The sequence below is a fragment of the Dyadobacter pollutisoli genome (genome assembly GCF_026625565.1).
GTDB lineage: Bacteria > Bacteroidota > Bacteroidia > Cytophagales > Spirosomataceae > Dyadobacter > Dyadobacter pollutisoli.
The window spans coordinates 262,276-281,963 of the sequence record NZ_CP112998.1 but is presented as its reverse complement, the minus strand read 5'-3'; the positions used below and the strand labels follow the sequence as shown (position 1 = coordinate 281,963).

General features: G+C 45.8%; 20 protein-coding genes. 10 read left to right on the top strand and 10 right to left on the bottom strand.

Annotated features, from left to right (window positions below; genetic code table 11):
- The first annotated feature begins 4 nt into the window (after positions 1-4).
- Positions 5-802, top strand: coding sequence for a 5'-methylthioadenosine/adenosylhomocysteine nucleosidase (locus tag ON006_RS01290; RefSeq protein WP_244823303.1), 798 nt, complete (start codon positions 5-7; stop codon positions 800-802).
- Positions 803-1,276: 474 nt separating this feature from the next.
- Here ON006_RS01290 and ON006_RS01285 read toward each other — a convergent pair whose 3' ends face one another.
- Complete coding sequence (locus ON006_RS01285; RefSeq protein ID WP_244823302.1) at positions 1,277-2,551, bottom strand: chloride channel protein; 1,275 nt, start codon at positions 2,549-2,551, stop codon at positions 1,277-1,279.
- Positions 2,552-2,822: 271 nt separating this feature from the next.
- On the opposite strand from ON006_RS01285, the gene ON006_RS01280 reads away from it, so the two are divergent.
- Both ON006_RS01280 and ON006_RS01275 read left to right on the top strand, forming a co-directional pair.
- Positions 2,823-3,932, top strand: coding sequence for a hypothetical protein (locus ON006_RS01280; protein WP_244823301.1), 1,110 nt, complete (start codon positions 2,823-2,825; stop codon positions 3,930-3,932).
- A gap of 16 nt (positions 3,933-3,948) precedes the next feature.
- Positions 3,949-5,055 carry an Ig-like domain-containing domain gene (locus ON006_RS01275; protein ID WP_244823300.1) on the top strand — a complete coding sequence of 369 codons (1,107 nt, stop codon included), beginning with the start codon at positions 3,949-3,951 and terminating at the stop codon, positions 5,053-5,055.
- Here ON006_RS01275 and ON006_RS01270 read toward each other — a convergent pair.
- The 3 genes from ON006_RS01270 to ON006_RS01260 form a co-directional block, all read right to left on the bottom strand.
- Entirely contained in the window at positions 5,048-5,791 is a 744-nt protein-coding gene (locus ON006_RS01270) for a LytR/AlgR family response regulator transcription factor (protein WP_244823299.1), read from the bottom strand. The genes ON006_RS01275 and ON006_RS01270 overlap by 8 nt on opposite strands.
- A gap of 16 nt (positions 5,792-5,807) precedes the next feature.
- On the bottom strand, positions 5,808-6,935 hold the full coding sequence (locus ON006_RS01265) for a sensor histidine kinase (protein ID WP_244823298.1): 1,128 nt from the start codon (positions 6,933-6,935) through the stop codon (positions 5,808-5,810).
- Between the two features lie 138 nt (positions 6,936-7,073).
- Positions 7,074-7,370 carry a hypothetical protein gene (locus ON006_RS01260; protein WP_244823297.1) on the bottom strand — a complete coding sequence of 99 codons (297 nt, stop codon included), beginning with the start codon at positions 7,368-7,370 and terminating at the stop codon, positions 7,074-7,076.
- A gap of 87 nt (positions 7,371-7,457) precedes the next feature.
- Here ON006_RS01260 and ON006_RS01255 point away from each other — a divergent pair, with 87 nt between their 5' ends.
- Both ON006_RS01255 and ON006_RS32185 read left to right on the top strand, forming a co-directional pair.
- Positions 7,458-8,300, top strand: a complete 843-nt coding sequence (locus tag ON006_RS01255) for a 3-keto-disaccharide hydrolase (protein WP_244823296.1) — start codon at positions 7,458-7,460, stop codon at positions 8,298-8,300.
- Between the two features lie 16 nt (positions 8,301-8,316).
- The gene (locus ON006_RS32185) at positions 8,317-8,637 is read left to right on the top strand and encodes a DUF6364 family protein (RefSeq protein WP_374760234.1); all 321 of its coding nucleotides are present in this window, start codon (positions 8,317-8,319) and stop codon (positions 8,635-8,637) included.
- Here the strand turns inward: ON006_RS32185 and ON006_RS01250 are convergent.
- The 4 genes from ON006_RS01250 to ON006_RS01235 form a co-directional block, all read right to left on the bottom strand.
- Complete coding sequence (locus ON006_RS01250; protein WP_244823295.1) at positions 8,575-8,952, bottom strand: hypothetical protein; 378 nt, start codon at positions 8,950-8,952, stop codon at positions 8,575-8,577. The genes ON006_RS32185 and ON006_RS01250 overlap by 63 nt on opposite strands.
- Before the next feature lie 7 nt (positions 8,953-8,959).
- Positions 8,960-9,586, bottom strand: a complete 627-nt coding sequence (locus ON006_RS01245; RefSeq protein ID WP_244823294.1) for an START domain-containing protein — start codon at positions 9,584-9,586, stop codon at positions 8,960-8,962.
- A gap of 201 nt (positions 9,587-9,787) precedes the next feature.
- Positions 9,788-10,885 carry a type IX secretion system outer membrane channel protein PorV gene (porV, locus tag ON006_RS01240; RefSeq protein ID WP_244823293.1) on the bottom strand — a complete coding sequence of 366 codons (1,098 nt, stop codon included), beginning with the start codon at positions 10,883-10,885 and terminating at the stop codon, positions 9,788-9,790.
- A 99-nt stretch (positions 10,886-10,984) separates the two neighbouring features.
- The gene (locus tag ON006_RS01235) at positions 10,985-11,956 is read right to left on the bottom strand and encodes a phytanoyl-CoA dioxygenase family protein (RefSeq protein WP_244823292.1); all 972 of its coding nucleotides are present in this window, start codon (positions 11,954-11,956) and stop codon (positions 10,985-10,987) included.
- A gap of 161 nt (positions 11,957-12,117) precedes the next feature.
- On the opposite strand from ON006_RS01235, the gene ON006_RS01230 reads away from it, so the two are divergent.
- The 5 genes from ON006_RS01230 (at position 12,118) to ON006_RS01210 (ending at position 17,163) form a co-directional block, all read left to right on the top strand.
- The gene (locus ON006_RS01230; protein WP_244823291.1) at positions 12,118-12,963 is read left to right on the top strand and encodes a helix-turn-helix domain-containing protein; all 846 of its coding nucleotides are present in this window, start codon (positions 12,118-12,120) and stop codon (positions 12,961-12,963) included.
- Positions 12,964-13,173: 210 nt separating this feature from the next.
- Positions 13,174-13,821: a 2'-5' RNA ligase family protein gene (locus tag ON006_RS01225; RefSeq protein WP_244823290.1), complete on the top strand. Its 648-nt coding sequence runs from the start codon at positions 13,174-13,176 to the stop codon at positions 13,819-13,821.
- A gap of 24 nt (positions 13,822-13,845) precedes the next feature.
- The gene (locus tag ON006_RS01220; protein WP_244823289.1) at positions 13,846-14,721 is read left to right on the top strand and encodes a helix-turn-helix transcriptional regulator; all 876 of its coding nucleotides are present in this window, start codon (positions 13,846-13,848) and stop codon (positions 14,719-14,721) included.
- Between the two features lie 75 nt (positions 14,722-14,796).
- Positions 14,797-15,210: an ester cyclase gene (locus ON006_RS01215; protein ID WP_244823288.1), complete on the top strand. Its 414-nt coding sequence runs from the start codon at positions 14,797-14,799 to the stop codon at positions 15,208-15,210.
- An 84-nt stretch (positions 15,211-15,294) separates the two neighbouring features.
- Positions 15,295-17,163, top strand: coding sequence for a gamma-glutamyltransferase family protein (locus ON006_RS01210; protein ID WP_244823287.1), 1,869 nt, complete (start codon positions 15,295-15,297; stop codon positions 17,161-17,163).
- Between the two features lie 4 nt (positions 17,164-17,167).
- Here the strand turns inward: ON006_RS01210 and ON006_RS01205 are convergent, their stop codons facing one another.
- Both ON006_RS01205 and ON006_RS01200 read right to left on the bottom strand, forming a co-directional pair.
- Positions 17,168-17,980 (bottom strand): GNAT family N-acetyltransferase, encoded by an 813-nt coding sequence (locus ON006_RS01205; protein ID WP_244823286.1) that lies wholly within the window; start codon positions 17,978-17,980, stop codon positions 17,168-17,170.
- 71 nt (positions 17,981-18,051) lie between these two features.
- Entirely contained in the window at positions 18,052-19,680 is a 1,629-nt protein-coding gene (locus tag ON006_RS01200; protein ID WP_244823285.1) for an ankyrin repeat domain-containing protein, read from the bottom strand.
- Positions 19,681-19,688 lie beyond the last annotated feature (8 nt).

Below are 19,688 nucleotides of genomic sequence, written 5' to 3'. Positions count from 1 at the left end.
TTAAATGAAAAAACTTCTTCTGCTTTCGCTTCTGTTTTCTTTTCACGCCCAGGCACAGGACATTACCGGCGTACTCGGCGCATTTCCTCCCGAACTCGTTCTGCTGCAAAGTAAAATGGAGAACAAGCAGGATACCGTCATTGCTCAGGTGCGTTTCACCAAAGGCATTTTGAACGGAAGGCCGGTGGTACTGGCGCAAACTGGTATTGGAAAGGTCAATGCGGCCATTACTACCATACTAATGATCGAGCATTTCAAACCCAGGGAAATTGTCTTCTCAGGCATAGCCGGCGGCATTGATCCTGCATTACTTCCGGGCGACATTGTGGTCGGCACACAGATCACCTACCACGATTTCGGAGCGGTGGAAGATGGCGGCATGCATTACTGGGCCACCAAAAATCCGAGTACGATGAAGGAAAACCCGGTAACCTTTGATTGCGACCCGGCTTTGGTCCAAAAAGCGGTGTCCGTTTCGAATGGATTGGCCTTGGCCAAAATAAACCGTGAGACCGGCAGCGTTGCCCCAGCTGTGAGAAAGGGAATTATTGTGACGGGTGACGTATTTGTCTCTTCCGGCATCGTCACGACCAGGCTTCGCAAAGAGCTAAATGCCGCCGCCACTGAAATGGAAGGCGCTGCCATTGCCCAAACTTGCTATCAGCAAAATGTACCCTTTCTAATCATCCGCAGCATCAGCGACAACGCCAATCACAAAGCCAAAGACGATATGATGACCTTCTACGAAATTGCCGCGCAGAATGCCGCCACGCTGGTAATGGCCGTTGTGGGGGCTAAATGATGGGTATAGTAGCAATTTACGGTCAGCCTGATTTGTTATTGACAGGCACAAATATCGTATTCGCTTGCATGACTGTTACATCGCTACGCGATTTGGAAATGGGTGGTAAATTGTTGGTGGCTACCGAGGTTGCATCGCTACGCGATTTCAGATCTTGGCTATGACGTCGCTCATTTTTGGTGCAAATTCAAAAAGCAAAATGCCACCGAAACGGCAAAATGTCAAGTAGCTACTGAGGTGCATCGCTACGCGATTTCAGATCTTGGCTATGACGTCGCTCATTTTTGGCGCAAATTCAAAAAGCAAAATGCCACCGAAACGGCAAAATGTCAAGTGCCGTCAGGCACGAAATATCGGTAGCACGTCACCGTTCATAGCCATTTTTGAATGCCGTCAGGTATGTAACATTTAGTACGGCGCAAATATCGTATTCGCTTGCATGACTGTTACATCGCTACGCGATTTGGGAATGAATTAAACCGCCCTCTTCAATGCAACTTTGGGCTGGTAAGTATAAACCGAATACGGAAAAACGGCATGTGCTACCCATTTCGAGATCAGGCAGGCAATTACGATTGGAATGAATAAAATATAATTATCGGCCAATGCACAGACCAGAAATATGGAAGTAAAAGGTGCGTGAATGCTCCCGCTCAGCACCGCCGCCATCCCAATAAGTACAAAATTGACCGGAATCAGTCCCAGGCCAAAGTAATGGTTTAAAACCACGCATACGATCAGCCCCAGAAATGCCCCGATCAACAGGCTGGGCGCAAATACGCCGCCATCTCCACCCGCGCCCAAAGTCACGGAAGTGGCTATGGGTTTTAGTAAAAGCACCGCGACTAACGGTAACATCAGCGTCATCGAAGGCACATTGACCTGGCTGAAAACATGCTTAATCCCTTCATAACCTTCACCATAAAGATTTGGAACAAAGAAAATCAATGCAGATATAAGCAGCGAGCCGCCTATGATCCGGATGTAATCGTTGTGAAAAGAGGCAAAAAACTTCTTGAAAAATAATACACTTTTGGTGAGGTAAACCGAATTAAGACCGGCCAGCACTCCCAGCAAAACAATGTAGGGTAAGGCATATGTATTCCATTCGGTAACTTTAAAATGAAAAACCTGTTTGTAAAAAAACAGCCGCGTAATGGCATAGGAAGCAAGAATAGCCGTCACAACGCTAATCGTATGCAGCTTGCTTCTGCGTCGGGTAAAAACCTCGAAGGCGAACAAAAAACCAGCCACGGGTGCATTGAAAAGCGCGGTAACACCAGCAGCCAGGCCCGCACAAACGAGATCCGTCCGGTACTTGCGCAGGTAGCTCACTTTCCTGCTGGACAATGCGCCGATAGCTGCCGTAGACACCACCGTGGACACTTCTATGCCCGTGGAACCGCCAAAAATCACGGTCAGCAAGCCATTGAAATAATGAGAAGAAATTTTGTATGAAGGTAGCGTATTACCGTTTTTATTAATCGTGTCGAGTACTTCCTTGATCCCTTTATTGGCTTTATTATGAAACAAAAAATACCGCAAAACATGAATGGTACTGAGCCCGATGAGCGGAATAATGAAGATCAGAAAGCGGTTTTGATGCAGTACGCCCAGAAAAAGTGCTTCGTAATGTTCGGTAATTACTTTGAGTGTGTCAGCAACCAGGGCAGATAAAACTCCAACTATTGCAGCGGCCAGCAGCACAGCGGCGACCCGCCTGATTTTTTTAATCTGATAAGAATTCATTGTGTTCACTCCAACGAAGGATATTTTCCGTCATAATTTCAACGCGCATTTCATTTTTTTTGTTTTTCATATCGATAAATAATATCAAAAATCAAATCGTCTCTGTTATTTTCATTAAGATTCACGCATTGATACGATATCGATAATATACATTGATTATCAGACGAATACATGTAATTATTCTGAAAAAAGTTGGCCATTTAGAACGGGTAGGATGAGCGACCATATTCCTTTTAAAGTCACGTTACGCAATCACTAAACTGAATTGACTATGAAAAAAATGTATTTAGTTTTGGCGGTCATGGGTGCCGGGTTGGTGCTGCTGGCCAACACCACGCGCCTGTCGCACGGAAAATATGGTTTTATTGTCGGTACGCCTGAAATCAAATCGATCAGCGCGCTGACATTCGGACCGGACGGCGTGTTGTTTATCGGCGACTCGAAAAGCGCGACTGTATTTGCGATGGATACCAAGGATGCTGGCAATACTCAGGTACCAGCTGTGGAGATCAAGAATATCGATCAGAAGATCGCGGCACTGTTAGGAACGGAAGCACAAAACATTACCATTCAAGACATTGCGGTTAACCCGGTATCAAAAAGTGTGTATTGCGCGGTGCAGCATAGCGATGGTACGCCGGTACTTTTCAAAATTGACGGAGAAAAAATCCAGGCTGTGAGCACCAAAAACGTACCTTTTTCAAGCCTGATACTTAACAATGTACCTGCCGAGGACGCAAAGGACAAAAGAGGTAACTCCGTTCGCGTTTCTGCTATTTCGGACATTGGTTTTGCTGATGGCAAATTGCTGGTAAGCGGCCTTTCCGGTCAGGATTTCAATTCTACTTTCAGGAGCATTCCATTTCCTTTTACCGACAAACAGGATCAGGCTTCGCTTGAAATTTATCATGCTGCACACGGCAAATACGAAACATTAGCGCCAATCCGAACATTTACAACCGCTGAAATCGGTGGCAAAAAATACCTCGTAGCCAGCTATACCTGCACACCGCTGGTACTGTTCCCGATGGATGAACTGAAAGCCGGAACACATGTAAAAGGCAGAACTGTTGCCGAAATGGGTAGCGGTAACTCGCCGATTGACATGGTGACGATGAAAAAAGGCAATGAGTCATTTTTAATGATGGCCAATTCGGCCCGGCCTGTTTTCAAGGTTAAATTCAAAAGCATTGAAACCTACCAGGGTTCCTTAACCACGCCGGTGGAGGAAAGCTTCGCCACAGCCGGTGTCGATTTTGTATCATTACCCGTAACCAATGTGATCCAGATGGACAGGCTGGACGATACGCGAATGGTACTGCTGCAACGCCGCTCAAACGGTAGTCTTGACCTTTGGATTTCCAGTGAACGTTATTTGTAAAAAATCAGCTCTTAATATGGTCAGGTCGTGCGTGATGTACGGCCTGACTTTTTTTGTTTTCTTCAATACATTATTTTCTTGCAACCCGGCAACCGACACGATCGACATTACCTGGAAAGACAAAAGAGCGGTAGCGATTACTTTTCCGCTGCGAATGGCCGAAAAAGTGCCCGCTGATTCCATTGAACAGCTGATCAGGATACATCTACTAACTAAAACGCAACCCGAAACACCCGCAGTTACAGCTGTTTTGGGAGACTATTCGATTGAAAACGGGATCGTTACATTCACTCCGCTGATACCTTTCACGCGCGGGTTGCATTATGTTGTGTGGGCAAAAGGCGCACGCGTAGGGGCATTTTCGATCCCCGCACCTGATATCGCGGACAGCCCGAAACTGCTTGCGATATATCCCTCTCAGGACACATTGCCGGAAAATCTGCTTAAAATTTACATGCATTTCTCACAGCCAATGCGGGAAGGGCTGTCTGACAAATACGTAGCGCTGGTAAAAAATGGCCGGGATACCGTCGCCGGGGCGTTTCTGAACCTGCAACCCGAACTTTGGAATGAGGACAGGACGAAGTTAACGCTATGGCTCGATCCGGGCCGAACGAAACGTGACCTGATACCCAATCAAAAACTAGGCGCTCCGTTGACAAAAAATGGAGGTTACCAGATCGTAGTATCACGTCAATGGCACGATCAGCAAGGAGCTTCACTTTTCCAAACTTATACCAAAGATTTTGTCACCATTGCCCGGGACAGTTTGTCGCCGGAGCCCAAGAATTGGAAACTAGGCATTCCTGCGATCAATACCTCCAATCCACTGCAAATCAATTTTGGAGAACCACTAGACTACGGCCTGCTGAATGAGGCGATGAAGGTGAAAAACGACAATGCGATGATCGTTTCGGGAAAATGGCAGTTTAATGAAACAGAAACCATTGCCCGGTTCATTCCCACTGCAAACTGGACAGCAGGAAAATATTCTCTACAAATTGATACAAGGCTGGAAGACCTGGCTGGTAATAACATCAACCGGCCGTTTGACAGGGATATTACGAAGAAAACAGCGCAAAAATCCGGCGCGACCATGACATTGGAATTCCACGTCAAATAAGCCCGCGATTTTTGTCGAGCAGCTTACTATTAACGACCTGCTCAATAACTTGCTCGCGGTAATTCCGGCTGATAGGGATCAGATGCGACTGGATAAAAATCTCATTGCCCTCAATACCCTCGATCTTACTGACGGACACCATATAGGACTTGTGCACACGGATAAACGAGCGGCTATCGAGATTTTGTTCGAGATTTTTGAGATTTAAAAGTGTGATATACTTGCCTTTTCTGGTGTAAATGGTCACGTAATTTTGCATTCCTTCGACAAAAAGAATATCCTCGAAAAATATCTTTTCGTATTTGCTGCCGCATTTGATAAAGAAATAATCGGCCTTGGGTTCTGATTTCTGAGAATCCGCCGCCACTGATTTCGCCACCAGCCGGTGATAATCCCTTGCCTTGTTTGCGGATTTGAAAAAACGATCGAATGTGATCGGTTTCAGCAGATAATCCATCACATTCAGCTGAAAACCTTCCAGTGCGTAGCTGGGATAGGCCGTTGTGATAATGACCATTGGTGAGTTTTGTACACTTCTGAGGAAGTCGATACCATTCATCTTCGGCATTTGAATGTCCAAAAATATCAGGTCGATCTGATGCTGATCCATTACATTAATGACTTCCAGCGGGTTTTCGCAGGTAGCAGCCAATTGCAGGAAATCAACCTCTTTGACGTAGTTCGCCAGCCCTTCCCGGGCCAGTGGCTCATCGTCGACAATTACACAATTAATCATTTCAATGGATTGATGTTCAAGCTATTTGCATGACAGGTGCGATGACATTTTCTTCCAAGGTTACCTGGAATTTTACCTCAAAATCATGTTGATTTCTTTGAATATCCAGCCCATACTTGCCAGGATAGATTAAGTCCAGCCGCCTTCTGACGTTTTTCAGGCCGATACCGCCGTAGTTGATCACGTCACGCGACTCGTCAAGTGCGGTACTGTTGGCGATGTAAAAATTCAGCTGCTGCCCGGTCAGGCTCAGTCTGATATTGATCCAGTTATCGTCTCCCGGGTTCCTGGAAACATGTTTGAATGCATTTTCCAAAAAAGTCATCAGGATAAATGGTGCGATGCCCAAATGATGCCCGTCCAGGATTTCTCCTTCAAAAGTGACCTTCACGTGTTCATTCTGGCGAAGTTTTTCCAGCTCGATGAAGTTTTCCAGATAACCAATCTCCTTTACGAGCGGAATCTGATGATCATTGCACTCATAAAGCTGATGCCTGAGCAGCTCCGAAAATTTCGCCAGCGAGGCCGAAGCCATATCCGGGTTTTTATGGATCAGGAAAAATATGGAATTGATACTGTTAAAAAGAAAATGCGGGTTGAACTGGTATTTGAGGAAATTAAGCTCGGTTTCCAGCTTTTCCTTTTCGAGTAATTGCTGCCTTCTCTGCGTATTAAGCCAGTTTTTGGCCAGTTTAATGCTCATCGCAAATGTAATGCTGGCGACCGTCGAGGACAGCGGGCCGCCCGTCACCATGTGCCAGAAGTCGTAGGTACCTCCGCCGTACAATTCCTCCGGCGTTTTTTCCGCCACTATGGCGCCCAGAAAGTAGCCCGGCACGATCAATGAAGCCGTGCAAAGTATCGTTAGCAGCAGTAAAAAGATGTAGGTTGTAAATTTTCCTTTTTCAAGAAATTTCGGGATCAGGAAATACAGGTTGAAATAAACCGCCAGCGCCTGAAAGACCAGGTAGAAGATGAATTTGACAAAAAAAGGTGTAAAAAGAATGTTGGAGGCAGCTTTGAAGGGATTACCCATTGCGACCACCCACCATACATAATGGTATACAAACCAGAACGGAATGTGGTACAATTTGTATTTGAAAAACCACTGCTGGTTTGTTTTTCCAAAAGATAAGGCTGCCATCTGCCGCGGCTTGGATTTGGGTACAATTCACATACAATTTACACGAACTATGCGAATTATACTGTTCCATTACACGAAGTTGCCCTAATAATTGACCATCTGCTCGTCTCCGTGGACGAGAGGAAGGCAGCAATCAGATCAAACCAGAACGATGCCACTTGGATGCTCTTTTTTCTTTTTGGTTTCAGGGGGATATTCGAGTTTAAGCTTTTTGCCTTTTTCGTCTGCTTCTTCCAGCAGCTCAAAAGTTTTTCTTTCACCCACCATCAGAAGCGCCTGAAACAAAATTCCTGCATAATGGCTTTCCTCGCTGTCCGGGCCCTTTTCCTTCGCCAGGTCGTTGTAATAGCCAAATAGGTCTTTGCCTTTTCCCATGATCAATGAATGCTTTTTTAGTTTAGGATTGGTCGTCAATCTGGAAATTTTACATTCCATTAACTTGAACGAGGCCAATATAATAAAAAATAAATGATAATATTATTAACCCAATCACTTCAAAACATCCAAAAAATTCATACCAATATGAAACTGTCATTGCTGGTTGCATATTTTTTCCTGTTTGCATTGCCTGCTGTTTTTGCTCAAAAGCCTTTGCAAAATGGCGTCTGGCAATCCTTGTTCAATGAGAAGGATCTCGCCGGATGGCAAACATACCTCGACCACCCTTACGCCAAGGAAGGCCAGCCAAAGCTACCTGCACTGGGCCTGAACAATGATCCGAATCACGTTTTTTCGGTCGTCAAAGTGGATGGAAAACCTGCAATCCGGATTTCAGGCGAGACGTTTGGCGGCATTAATACATTGGCCGATTTTGAGAATTATCATTTGCGCCTTGAATTTAAGTGGGGTCAGCTCAAATGGCCTCCCAAGCTCGACCAGCCACGGGACAGCGGCCTGTTGTATCACAGCGTGGGTGCGCATGGGACGTCGATGTTGTGGATGGAATCGTTTGAATACCAGATCCAGGAAGGCGACTGTGGCGATTATTGGGGCGTCATGAATGTACTGACTGATATTTCAGCAGTCAAAAATGAAAAGGGCAAGTACGTTTACCAGCCCGGAGCCGCTCCTGTTATTTTTCAGGATAAAACGCCAAACGGACGTACTGTTCTCAAAGCGCCTGACAATGAAAAGCCTTCGGGAGAATGGAATACGGTGGATTTGTACTGTTTCGGAGATACCTGTTTACATGTGATCAATGGAAAAGTCAATATGTTACTTACCAAAACGCGGCACATTGTCGACGGCCAGGAGCAGCCACTCACCAAAGGCAAACTCCAAATCCAGTCCGAAGGCGCCGAAGTTTTCTATCGCAACATTCAGATTGAGGGGATTACGAAGCTGCCTGTGTGGTTGATTAAGTAATGTGGGTTTTTGAAAAATGGTTTTTGAAAACCTAAGCATATTTCGTTTTTACACACATGAACAAATTGATATGAATGCAAAATTGACGTTAAAGCTGAACAAGCTCCTAATTGAGAAGGCTAAGAAATACGCCTGGACACACAAAAAGAGCTTGTCTAAAATTGTTGAGTTATACCTACAATCACTTATAACCGATAACGAAGTTGCAGGAGAACATATTCAAATTTCTCCCTTCATAAAGACCATGTCGACCGGCATCAGGATACCATCAGACTTAGATCTTAAAAAAGAATTCGCTGATTATATACACTATAAATACAAACAGACCCTTATCTAATAAACTCTTCTCAGTTATTACTCCGACCAAAACCTTACCATTATTAAAAAAAGATAAATGGCGAAACACTCGGATTAGTCGATCACTTATTATCACTACTAAACGAATCCCGGTACATTTTCCAGCCTTTGGCGGTCTTTTTCCAGAGTACCAGAAATTTTCCGTTGTCGAACATAATACCATTTCATTACTGGCGGTAATTGCCTCTTTTGCTTCTTCGAGCTCCGTGTTTGTTGCAACTTGCGCATTCACACGGTAAGCAAAAAAGGTCATGGCTAATAGGATAGGCGAGGTGAGAATTTGATAGATTTTCATTTGAGTTTCACTTCCTCGATCTCAGCTCCTTTTTCATATTGGTAAATGTCTCAACAGGCCCCTGACAAGCAAACGTGTTAACGACACAAGCCGGGATATGTCCGCCGGGATCTACCTGTAATGCATATTCGACGGTCACTTTCCCCTCGCCCATTGGTTTGATAATCCAGGAACTTTTGGAATGGCTGACCCGCACAATGCCTTTCTTTATCGGTACCCAACCTGAAACAGCGGGTGCATTGACGGTCACAATTTTGGTCACGGGATCTTCCGAAACCGTTAAATGGGTTACAAAATCGCGGTTATCGAGCGGCCACGGAAGGCTCACTTCTGTATAATAGTAGATTTCAGTTTCAGAAATTTTCCTGACCAATGAGCATGATTTGGTATGACAAACCCATTTTTCCGCAGCCTTCACATCAAGTAATAGAGCTACTACTTCCGCCGCGCTGGCATTCAAAATGCATTCCGCTTTTAATGCCTTGATCTTGGAATCCGCAACAGCTTTGGCATATACTTTAATGTCTCCCTTCCGCTCTACAAGCTTCCAATCAGCCTGCTCCCGATGCGGCTGACCGGTAGCGGGGAAAATAGGTAGAAAAAAAGCAATTATAACGAGTATTAAATTCTTCATGGCAATGCAAATTGTCACAAAGAGAGCCTCGCCGAAAATTGATTTTTCCAGGACGTTAAAAAACCTGTATCGATCGGTATAAATCCTGTTTCAATTGAAAAGAACAATCCCTGTCAACTGAAAACCAAGCTGATACACCTATCACCAAAACCATTACTTACGAAAGTAACCCTCTTTTAATCATGACAATTCAAAAGGCCATTACCCTTTTTTTGAGCCAAAATAAGCACCAAGTGAAACTCTGAATGTATTTTTAAAAGGGTTATCTGCGTCAACCGGGAATAGATAGGAAGCATCTGCTGTGTAGTTTTTGAAGAGGCGAACGCCAGCGCCCGCTGTTAAATATCGCTGATTACTTTTATTCCGGTTTTCTCCATGATATCCTCCCCGGATTGCGATCAGGTCGTTATACCAATATTCAGCACCCATGGACAAGGTTACTTCTTGCATTTCCTCCCGAAATCCTCCCGGAGCATCCGAGAAAGACTGTATGACACCTTTTAGTACAGGTTTTGCATTTGGATTCTGTAAATTGTCAGGTGTCGGAACCATCAGTTTACTGAGATCGGCAATCACATTCAACCTGTGTTTACCCGTGGCGGTATAAGAAATACCACCACCGAGTTTGATAGTCGTGGGTAAAAAGTACTCGCCCGCGCCGCCGTAGTTAACCTTGTCACCCAGATTGGAGAGAACGGCTCCGAGTGACCAACTGAAATCTTCACCGCTGTTTTCACTTTTTATGCGCTTATGATAAAAGGCACTAATGTCTCCTGCCACGGTTCGGCCGGGATGGACGGGAGCTCCATTGATAATCGTATTCCCAGTATTGGATGAAATGTATTTCAAGGTTAACCCCATAGAAAAATTCTGTCCCAATTGCCTTGAATACATTCCGCTTAAAACCAAATCCGTAGCATCTATAATTGGGCCACTTGCGTAAGCGGTTTCATAGTTAAAGTTCTGAACAGCAAGCCCAATGGCCTGTTTTTCTCCCAACTTTTTATAGGCGCTCGCATATCCAAGCCATGAACCATCCGTCAGCGTCGCGAGCCACGGCGTATACGATGCCGAAACTCCAATCTCCCGGTCAGCAACTGCCAGCTTTGCCGGGTTCCAATAGGTCGCATTGGCATCGGCACTCAGTGCTACACCAGCTTCCCCCATCGCAGCGCTTCTGGCATCAGGGGCAATTGTCAAGCTTGCGGGCTGACCAATGGGAATTCTGATAGACTGCTGGGAAAAAGTTTCTGTGTACGCAAGGGCGCAGCAGCAGGCAATCATAAGATTTGCTTTCATGAAGGTTCAGATTTACGTTGAAGATTATTTGCTAGCGGTTACAAAAACCAACGCGAACCCGATGATATTATTATAGAAAATCGCCCACTAGTTCAACCCTCACCAGCGATCCAGCCCCAGCAGCTTCCTGCCCAGTTCCGACAGTTCGGCGGTTTCATATTTTGTCTTTTCCCAATTCCTTGGGTCGCCAGGAAATGCGTAGCCTTCGGGTGCCTGCCGTTCCCTCCATGAATTGATGCGCCATTGACGCAGCTCTTCGTCGTCTTCCTGGGCGGGCATCATGGCAATGTACTGGGCCAGCCGGACCTTATTTTCGCTTCGGTTGGCCCGGATGCCGTGTGGCTGTGAACTATTAAAGATCAGCAGGTCACCGGCATTCATTTTTACTTTCACCAGCTCAAATCCAGTGATATCAGGCTGAAAATGGTTGCGATCCTCAGGCTGCGTCAGTTTCCAGGTATCGTAAGTCCTGAAAAGCTCCGGGATACATTGAAATCCGCCCATATTTTCATCGTCCTGATCAGCCAAAGCGAGCACACCCTGGACATTCTGTGGCTTGGTTTCCGGATCGTAATCCCAGTGTATAAAGCCTTTATAATCAAATCCGGGGCGTAGTGGCAGGTTAAGATTGGCCCTGTCAATGGTCACCCAAAGCTTTTCAGTACCCCAGATATCCACAAATGCTTCATGCACTTTGGGAAATTGACGGTTGTCCCACAAATACTGATGATTATAAACCTCCACCATACCTGTGTTGGTCAATTCCTTCATTTTCATCTCAGCACGTGGCGGGGCATACCAGGTTTCGGGATCATTCGGGTCCTTTTCTTCAAATTCCCACAAAAAATCCGCCAATTTCTTAACCTGTTCTTTCGGAACAGCATCCTTCACAACAATATATCCATTCGTGATCCAGAAATCCCAATCCTCCTCACTCAGCAAACGAAGCGGTTTTCCGTTGCTCCGATCATTCAATTTGACATTGCTCGACTTGGCAGTAGAAGGATTGCCCGGAATGTCCTTGTGGGCATTGGCAGGTGCCATTGTGGGTGTCATGGTATGATGTTCCATTGTTTCAAATAATATTTTAGCGTGAATTAATAGAACAAAGTTATGTTATTGGGCAGGCCGTAATCTACCTTTACAATTACCAACATTTGCTCTCCATTGATATTATTTAGAAATTAACAGAGCATTAAAGCAAATTCAGACATCTTCTTTCATACGAGATCATGAAAATTATCCGGGAGGAAATCGTCCCCAACCAAGGTAGTTCGTTCAAAGTATTGCTCACACCGGGCCTGAATGACACTTTTCTCTGGCATTTTCATCCCGAGTACGAGATCGTGTATGTGGAAGGCACGAGCGGCACGCGGCATGTCGGCGATCACACGTCCGTATACGAGGGAAGCGATCTGGTTTTTATCGGTCCCAATATCCCGCATTTGAACTTTGACTACGGGGTACGCACGGAATGTGAGCAAGTCATTATCCAGATGAAGGAAAATTTTCTGGGTCGTGATTTTCTGGACATTCCCGAATTATCGTCAGTCAAAGTACTTTTCGAAAAGTCGCATTACGGGTTGTCTTTTTCGGGAGAGACAAAACAAATGGTTGGAGAAATGCTCAAACAATTGCCTGGACTGGATCATTTTGAGCAACTGATGTCTTTACTGAATATTTTAAAACTCCTTGCCTATACCGATCATGTCCATATTCTCAATGCAGAACCCGCAGGTAATAAGCCCCTCCAAAAGGAGCAGCATCGTATGGATTCTATCTACAAATATGTGGAAACCCATTTCGACCAAAGCCCCGACGTCAATTTTATCGCCGAGCAGGTTAATCTAACCACCGCAGCCTTTTGCAGGTTTTTCAGGAAAAACACGAGAATGACCTTCACCGATTTTGTCAATCAATACCGTATCAATCAGGCCAAAAATTATCTCTTGCAAGACAAAACCGTATCTGAAACATGTTTCGCCGTTGGTTTCGAAAGTTTGTCATACTTCAATAAACTCTTCAAAAAAATAGTGGGTGAAAATCCATCCGAATTTAAGAAGCGGTATATTCAATAACTACCGCATCATCTTCAATGTATTCCGATTCGCGCCGAGCGCCATTCTCAGGCCCTGAATGGGCAAAACGGATGCTAAGCTTCCCACAGCTTGCTTCTGGTCAGTAGTTTATGTGAAAATATTTTTGATATTTTTGAGATCATATGTTTGATATTTTAAATAACAATATTATTTTTACAGGGTCATTACACTTCATCAATAATTATAACCATGAAACGCGTTCACATCAACAACAATCACTGGAATACACTCGCCAGTATCCGCCATCACATGTATGAATATCTGCTGGTATTTTCGTGTGATAAAGTCACGGAAGCGTTGCTTCATAATGTCAAAAGGTATTTTGAAGACAATTACGGTTGTGCCTACGCGGCCAATCTGGTTCCGCACCTTACGCTGTTCAAATGTACCATCCATGAAAACAAGGTGGACAGGATTGTACAGGGTTTTGAGAAAGTAGCCCGCCATATCGATCCCTTCGAAATAGGTCTGACGCAGTTCAACAAATACGAACACGGCACTTTCTATGTAGATCTGGAATCAAATGCATCCGACAATGTACTTGAACTGGCAAAAAAGCTAAAAGATGAAGTGGGTGCCCACGTAAGGCAATGGGCGCCGGGAGAGTATCATTTTTGCGACGACCCGCATTTCACAATCGCCAGAAATATGACCGCTTTGCAAACTGAAAGGGCCGTCATGGACTGGCTTTACAGAGAATTTCTGGCCTCTTTCCCGGTTAATGAAATGAAGCTACTCAGGCGGTCACTGATCAATGGCTCCCGATACGAAACAATCGCTGCGATCCCTCTTTTAGGACTTCCGGGTGGAAGTTATATGCAAGGTTCTTTGTTTTAAAGAAATAGGTTTGTTCTTTCGTCTATGCAAATCCACCATCTTCCCCAGGACATTTTCCCCAATCAAAGCGGCAAGCCCGAGCGGATCATTTTTCATCATTACCTCGCTCGGATCGGTTCGTTTAAAGGGAAAAGTATCATGCACACCAATGCGATCAGTATGGTGATCAGTGGCGAGAAGACCATGCATTTTGCAGATAAAAGCGTGCATATAAAGGATGACGAATTTCACTTCCTGTCGGCTGGCAACTGTCTGGCTTCAATGGATTTGTCGAAGCAGGAATACTTTCGGAGTATTCTGATTTTCTTTGATAATAGTGTCTTGCAGGATTTTTATATCAAATATGCCGCGCTCGTTAAAAAGGTGAAGCACGATGGTGTTCATGCTCCGTATTTGTCTTTCAAAAAAGATGCTTTCGTACTCAACTATATCAATTCATTGAACCTGCTTTTTGATTCTGTCGGAGATATCTCGGAGGAAATGAAGTTGTTGAAATTCGAAGAGCTGATGCTGCATTTGCTGCAAAAATATCCAGCTGAAATCTTGTCTTTCCAAACCGACAGGACCAGAGATTTCGACGATTTCAGAATTCGCAATGCTGTGGAGACGAATGTACAGAACAACATTACGGTAGATGAGCTGGCGTTTCTTTGCAATACCAGTCCATCTACATTCAATCGAAGGTTTTTCAAAATATACGGAAGCAGCCCCAGCAAGTGGTTACTGCAGCGCAGAATGGAAATTGCTAAAAACCTGCTGCTGCATTATCAGGAAAAACCCAGCGAGGTGTATTACAAGGTAGGATATGAAAACCATTCCAGTTTTTCTCAATCCTTCAAACAAACTTTTGGTCTCACGCCAAAGGATTTTCAATCTCAGAATCTGACGGTTTTGCAATAGTTTTTGAACAATCAGCCTTAACACCACCATGAGGCTCCCGGTTAATTTTGCATTGCATTTTTAACAAAAGGATTCATGGAAAATACATTAGAAAAGAACAAGGCAGTAGTCGTACGTTTCAACAAAGAGTTCATTGAGCAAGGTAATGCCGCATGTTTTACGGACCTGGTATCCGACGATCTGGTGAATCACGCAGCACCTCCGGGAGCAGCGGGCCCCGAAAGTATGGTTCATTTTTTACATCATGTGTTACGTGTGGGTTTTCCCGATATCACAGTCAATATCCTTGACCAGGTTGCTGAAAATGATAAGGTCACTACACGAAAGGAATTTCATGGCACCCATACCGGTACGTTTATGGGTATCCCGGCATCCAACAAAAAGGTAGTCATCAAAGTAATCGACATCATCCGTCTGCGCGATGGAAAATACGCGGAACATTGGGGAATAAGCAATCTGGCCGAGGTCTTGCAGGAAATTGCGAAGTGAATTTGGGCAGCGAATGGACAAAAAAGCCATTTCTTTTGTAGATTTAGCTTATAAAAAATCCTAAGCCGCTCAACCAAAACATTTATGAAAATAAAGCTCCTATTCACTTCTTTATTGCTCGTCGCGGCGCAATTTGCGGCAAAAAGCCAGTCATTCAACAATTTCCCGGTGACAACCCAAAAACCACCGCTTCACGGCAAGCATTGGATGGGAATTACCGGCAAACCTTTGGCCGCCACGGCAGGGGCGATGATTTTCAGCAAAGGTGGCAACGCCATAGACGCCTCTTGTGCGATGCTGGCCGCTACCTGCACCATGTGGGACGTACTGAGCTGGGGCGGCGAAACACAGGCTTTGATCTATAATCCCAAAACAAAAAAGGTGATCGCTATCAATGCGATGGGTGTTGCCCCAACTGGCGCTACCGCCGAGTTTTATAAAAACAAAGGGATGAAATACCCACCGGAATATGGTCCACTGGCGGCTACGACTCCGGGAACTCCGGGCGGCCTGATGACCATGCTCGCTGAGTACGGTACCATGAGCCTGAAAGAGGTACTTGCTCCTGCCATGCAAATGGCCGAAGGCTACCCCATTGAAGGACAAACCGCGAATATGATCGAACGCGAAAAGGCTGAAATCAAAAAGTGGCCTTACTCTACAAAGGTATTCCTACCCCATTTGGGCAAACCTAGAGAGGCACCTGATGCCGGCGAAATATTCGTACAAAAGGACCTGTTGGCTACTTTACAAAAACTCGTTGACACGGAGCAACAGACATTAAAAAAAGGGAAGACCCGCAAAGAAGCCATTTATGCTGCCTATGACCGGTTCTACAAAGGAGATATCGCCAAAGAAATTGCAAGAGGCACACAGGAACAAGGCGGGCTGATCACCGAGCAGGACATGGCAAACTGGAAGGTCAAAATCGAGGAGCCGCTGATGACTACTTACAAAGGCATTGAAGTATATAAAATGCAGCAATGGACACAGGGCCCGGTCATGCTGCAGGCATTGAACATGCTGGAAAATTTTGACCTGAAAAGTATGGGGTACAATTCATCCCGCTACGTGCATACATTGTACCAGATTATGAACCTGGCATTCGCTGACCGTGATTTTTACTATGGCGACCCGGCCTTTGCACCCGAAGAACCAATGAAAGGCCTGCTTTCCAAGGAATATGCAAAAGAAAGGATCAAGCAGATCAACTGGGAAAAGAATGACGCCAAGATCATGCCTGGCGACCCCTACCCTTTTGAAGGCAAAAAGAATCCATATACCGATCAGATCAAAACCTGGGGAAACTTCCACGCATCCACTAACAGGAATGACAATGGCCCGAGCGATGAATTTATGAAGGAATTTACTGCCGGTACCACCTCCGTTGAAGCAGCGGATGAGGAAGGCTGGGTCGTGAGTATCACGCCGAGTGGTGGCTGGGTGCCTGCCTGCATTGCCGGTAACACAGGCGTTGGTTTGAGCCAGCGTATGCAGTCGTTTGTGCTGGATGCAAAGGAAAATCCTTTTAATGTGGTCGAGCCCGGTAAGCGTCCACGAGTAACGCTTACGCCTAGCCTCGCTATGAAAGATGGAAAGCCCTTTCTTTCATTTGCCAAACAAGCTGGGGACGAACAGGATCAGTTACTGCTCCAATTCTTCTTGAATATTGTGGAATTTGGAATGACCGTTCAGGAATCAACCGAAGCGCCTAGTTTCAAGACATTGCAGATGTACGGGAGCTTTGGAATTCATGAAAAAATGCCTGGCGGATTGATCTTAAATCAGGCTATGCCCGACTGGTCCAGAAAAGAACTTGCACAAATGGGTTACAAGCTAAGTTACCAACCCAGAACGAGCGGGCCGATCAACGCCATTTACTTCGACTGGCAACACGGAAGCTTCTGGGGCGGGTCGAGTAACCATGGGGAAGACTATGGATTCGGCTGGTAAACCATCACTTTGCATTTTTATCAATAATCCGGATCATTCCGAACGTCGGGCCGAAATGGAATTGCTGATAAAACGGTTTCAATGTTTCGCCGGTAAAGAGACCGACCATCGCTTTGTCGGGTGCATTTTCACCTAGCCAGCGCGAAATTTCCTGCATGATAGCCGTACCAACCCGCTTGCCCTGCCAGGCGGGTTGTACCATCACATCTTTGACATAATAAAAACTAAAACCGTCACCCATTAACAGCGCACAACCAATTACTTCCCCATTCTCCACATTTTCAGCAACCGCGGCATACTGCAACTGATCAAGCTGGCTTTGAAGCATTTTGTCCGGCACGGAAGTCGACCAGCCTACCGCCTGGATCAGATTGCGGTACTCGATGATTGTCGGAGGACGGCCCGTTATTTTCACCGGGCCGGGCAGATTTTCGGAGCTCTTCGTTTTGCCGGAAGCTGGTGAAGCGAAAGCGATATAATTGCCATTGAGGTCACGGATCACGTATTCGTCGAAACCATATGGTTGTCTGGAAAGTGGCATCACAATGTCTGCACCATTCTTCTGGTGCATGCCGTAAAGGATTTCAATGTGCGTGACCCTGATCCAGATTGACTGGCCCCGTGCCTTTTCGGCGAATTCAGAATTGTGGGAAAACTGTATGAAAGCACCGTGCCACGATACTCCGCCATGGCTCGGCGGATCGCCCCAGGTCCATTGATTTGGAAAACCTAATACTTCCTGCCAATACTTAACGGTTTCTGTCACATCGCTTACCTGCAACATGGGCTCCGCGTGCGAGAAAACGGGTTCTATCATTTGTTGATTATGTTAAAGAGACTTGGCAAGTTTTAAAGACTTGGTAAGTTTTAAAAACTTGCCAAGTCTTGTTACTGACTGCCCAATACCGTAACAATCTCCGAATGACCACGTCTTCTTGCCCACTCAATGGGCAATGCCCATGGTTTGTCGGCTGGGATCGTCGGATCGGCCCCTTTTTCTAACAGAAACCGGACAAGTTCAATCCGCCCCGATTTCGCTGCCCAGCCCAATGGTGTTGCGCAAATTTGATCGTCAACAACATCCAGTTCAGCGCCTTTTTCGACAAAAAGTTTGGCGCTGATCAAATCATCCCGTTCTGCAAAACGATGCAATGGCCTTATACCCAGCCAATTTGAAAAATTGGGATCCATACCATGCTCAAAAAGCAGTTCGGCTGTTTCCATACTTTTGATAGGGTCCGCATTACCCTGGCTGGCGACGCCTACCGCTGCTCTTTTGGGCAGATCAGGATAATAGCGCAGCATGAGGCGAACAAAATTATCCTGTCCTTCTCCGGCAGCATTTTCCAATGCAACCACATCATTGGCCAGATCAGGATTAGCATTGAATACAGCCGCAGCAGTCCGTAAATCACCATAGTACGCCAATATTTCGACGGATCTCGCTGCTCCGTGAGAACAAAGCAAATCCACCAGCTCCTGATCATTTCTACTCATCGCGGCAGTCAATGTATCGGCCGAACTTTCCACTGGGACATTGGGATGGGCGCCGTGCGCCAGAAGCAATTTCACAATCTCATTTTGCCCGTAAACTACCGCCGAATGCAAGGCATGGCCCAGAGGAGCAATACCTTCCTCAGGCAAATTCGGGTCGGCGCCATTTTCGAGCAGCAATTTAACGATGTGGATATGCCCAGCCATCGCCGCATTTTTTAAAGGCGCACCCGCACCCGGATAGTAGCCACCGTATTCAGAAAGGCGGTTTGCGCTGGCTGGATCTTCATTTAACAATTCTCTGACCCTTGCCTCCTCACCCCGCAAACAAGCGACACACATATTCACATAGGCCCCTCTTGATTTCAGGTGCAGGTAAATATCGTTAGGTTTGAGCGTGACATCGTCGGGCACATCCCGCCATCCCCGGTAATGATAGTCGCCATTCGTCAGCTGGATGGGCCGGGCACCGTCGGGACGTTTTTTGTCGATATCAGCGCCGAAGGAAAGTACCAGATCGATCATTTCGGGATTCCGGGTCATCACCGCCCAATGGATTGGCTGGTTTCCCCGGTCATCCACCGCATTTAAATTCTCCACATTGGATTCCAGCAACTTCCGGACCGCGTTCACATCACGGCTCCTGATCGCTTTGCCCATTTCCTCACCCGCGGCAGAATCATGCGGCTTGTTCAGCACCTTTTCCAAAAGCGCCTGCATTTCCGGGTATCCCCTATCTTTTGCGATCTGCAGCAATGTGTCATTGGTCCCCGATTCGATTGGATTGGCACCTTTTTGCAGCAAATACGCAACGGTTTCCAGCTGATTTTCCTGGACAGCAAATGAAATAGGGGTCCGGTAGTCAAAAGCACCGCGGATCAGACCTGAATCCTTTTCAAGAAGCTTTTTAATGGTGTCAATATCACCATTTTGGGCGGCTATGAACATTTCCCACACCTCTGTACCTGTCCCTGGCGACCACAGCAGTGGCTCGTTTTTACTAAGTCCTTCGGGTTGCTTCATTTTCTGTG

Excerpts from the sequence above, each read along its gene's own strand:
- ON006_RS01290 (WP_244823303.1), top strand. The coding sequence starts at position 5 with ATGAAAAAACTTCTTCTGCTTTCGCTTCTGTTTTCTTTTCACGCCCAG.
- ON006_RS01285 (WP_244823302.1), bottom strand. The coding sequence starts at position 2,551 with ATGAATTCTTATCAGATTAAAAAAATCAGGCGGGTCGCCGCTGTGCTG.
- ON006_RS01280 (WP_244823301.1), top strand. The coding sequence starts at position 2,823 with ATGAAAAAAATGTATTTAGTTTTGGCGGTCATGGGTGCCGGGTTGGTG.
- ON006_RS01275 (WP_244823300.1), top strand. The coding sequence starts at position 3,949 with ATGGTCAGGTCGTGCGTGATGTACGGCCTGACTTTTTTTGTTTTCTTC.
- ON006_RS01270 (WP_244823299.1), bottom strand. The coding sequence starts at position 5,791 with ATGATTAATTGTGTAATTGTCGACGATGAGCCACTGGCCCGGGAAGGG.
- ON006_RS01265 (WP_244823298.1), bottom strand. The coding sequence starts at position 6,935 with ATGGCAGCCTTATCTTTTGGAAAAACAAACCAGCAGTGGTTTTTCAAA.
- ON006_RS01260 (WP_244823297.1), bottom strand. The coding sequence starts at position 7,370 with ATGGAATGTAAAATTTCCAGATTGACGACCAATCCTAAACTAAAAAAG.
- ON006_RS01255 (WP_244823296.1), top strand. The coding sequence starts at position 7,458 with ATGAAACTGTCATTGCTGGTTGCATATTTTTTCCTGTTTGCATTGCCT.
- ON006_RS32185 (WP_374760234.1), top strand. The coding sequence starts at position 8,317 with ATGGTTTTTGAAAACCTAAGCATATTTCGTTTTTACACACATGAACAA.
- ON006_RS01250 (WP_244823295.1), bottom strand. The coding sequence starts at position 8,952 with ATGAAAATCTATCAAATTCTCACCTCGCCTATCCTATTAGCCATGACC.
- ON006_RS01245 (WP_244823294.1), bottom strand. The coding sequence starts at position 9,586 with ATGAAGAATTTAATACTCGTTATAATTGCTTTTTTTCTACCTATTTTC.
- porV (WP_244823293.1), bottom strand. The coding sequence starts at position 10,885 with ATGAAAGCAAATCTTATGATTGCCTGCTGCTGCGCCCTTGCGTACACA.
- ON006_RS01235 (WP_244823292.1), bottom strand. The coding sequence starts at position 11,956 with ATGGAACATCATACCATGACACCCACAATGGCACCTGCCAATGCCCAC.
- ON006_RS01230 (WP_244823291.1), top strand. The coding sequence starts at position 12,118 with ATGAAAATTATCCGGGAGGAAATCGTCCCCAACCAAGGTAGTTCGTTC.
- ON006_RS01225 (WP_244823290.1), top strand. The coding sequence starts at position 13,174 with ATGAAACGCGTTCACATCAACAACAATCACTGGAATACACTCGCCAGT.
- ON006_RS01220 (WP_244823289.1), top strand. The coding sequence starts at position 13,846 with ATGCAAATCCACCATCTTCCCCAGGACATTTTCCCCAATCAAAGCGGC.
- ON006_RS01215 (WP_244823288.1), top strand. The coding sequence starts at position 14,797 with ATGGAAAATACATTAGAAAAGAACAAGGCAGTAGTCGTACGTTTCAAC.
- ON006_RS01210 (WP_244823287.1), top strand. The coding sequence starts at position 15,295 with ATGAAAATAAAGCTCCTATTCACTTCTTTATTGCTCGTCGCGGCGCAA.
- ON006_RS01205 (WP_244823286.1), bottom strand. The coding sequence starts at position 17,980 with ATGATAGAACCCGTTTTCTCGCACGCGGAGCCCATGTTGCAGGTAAGC.
- ON006_RS01200 (WP_244823285.1), bottom strand. The coding sequence starts at position 19,680 with ATGAAGCAACCCGAAGGACTTAGTAAAAACGAGCCACTGCTGTGGTCG.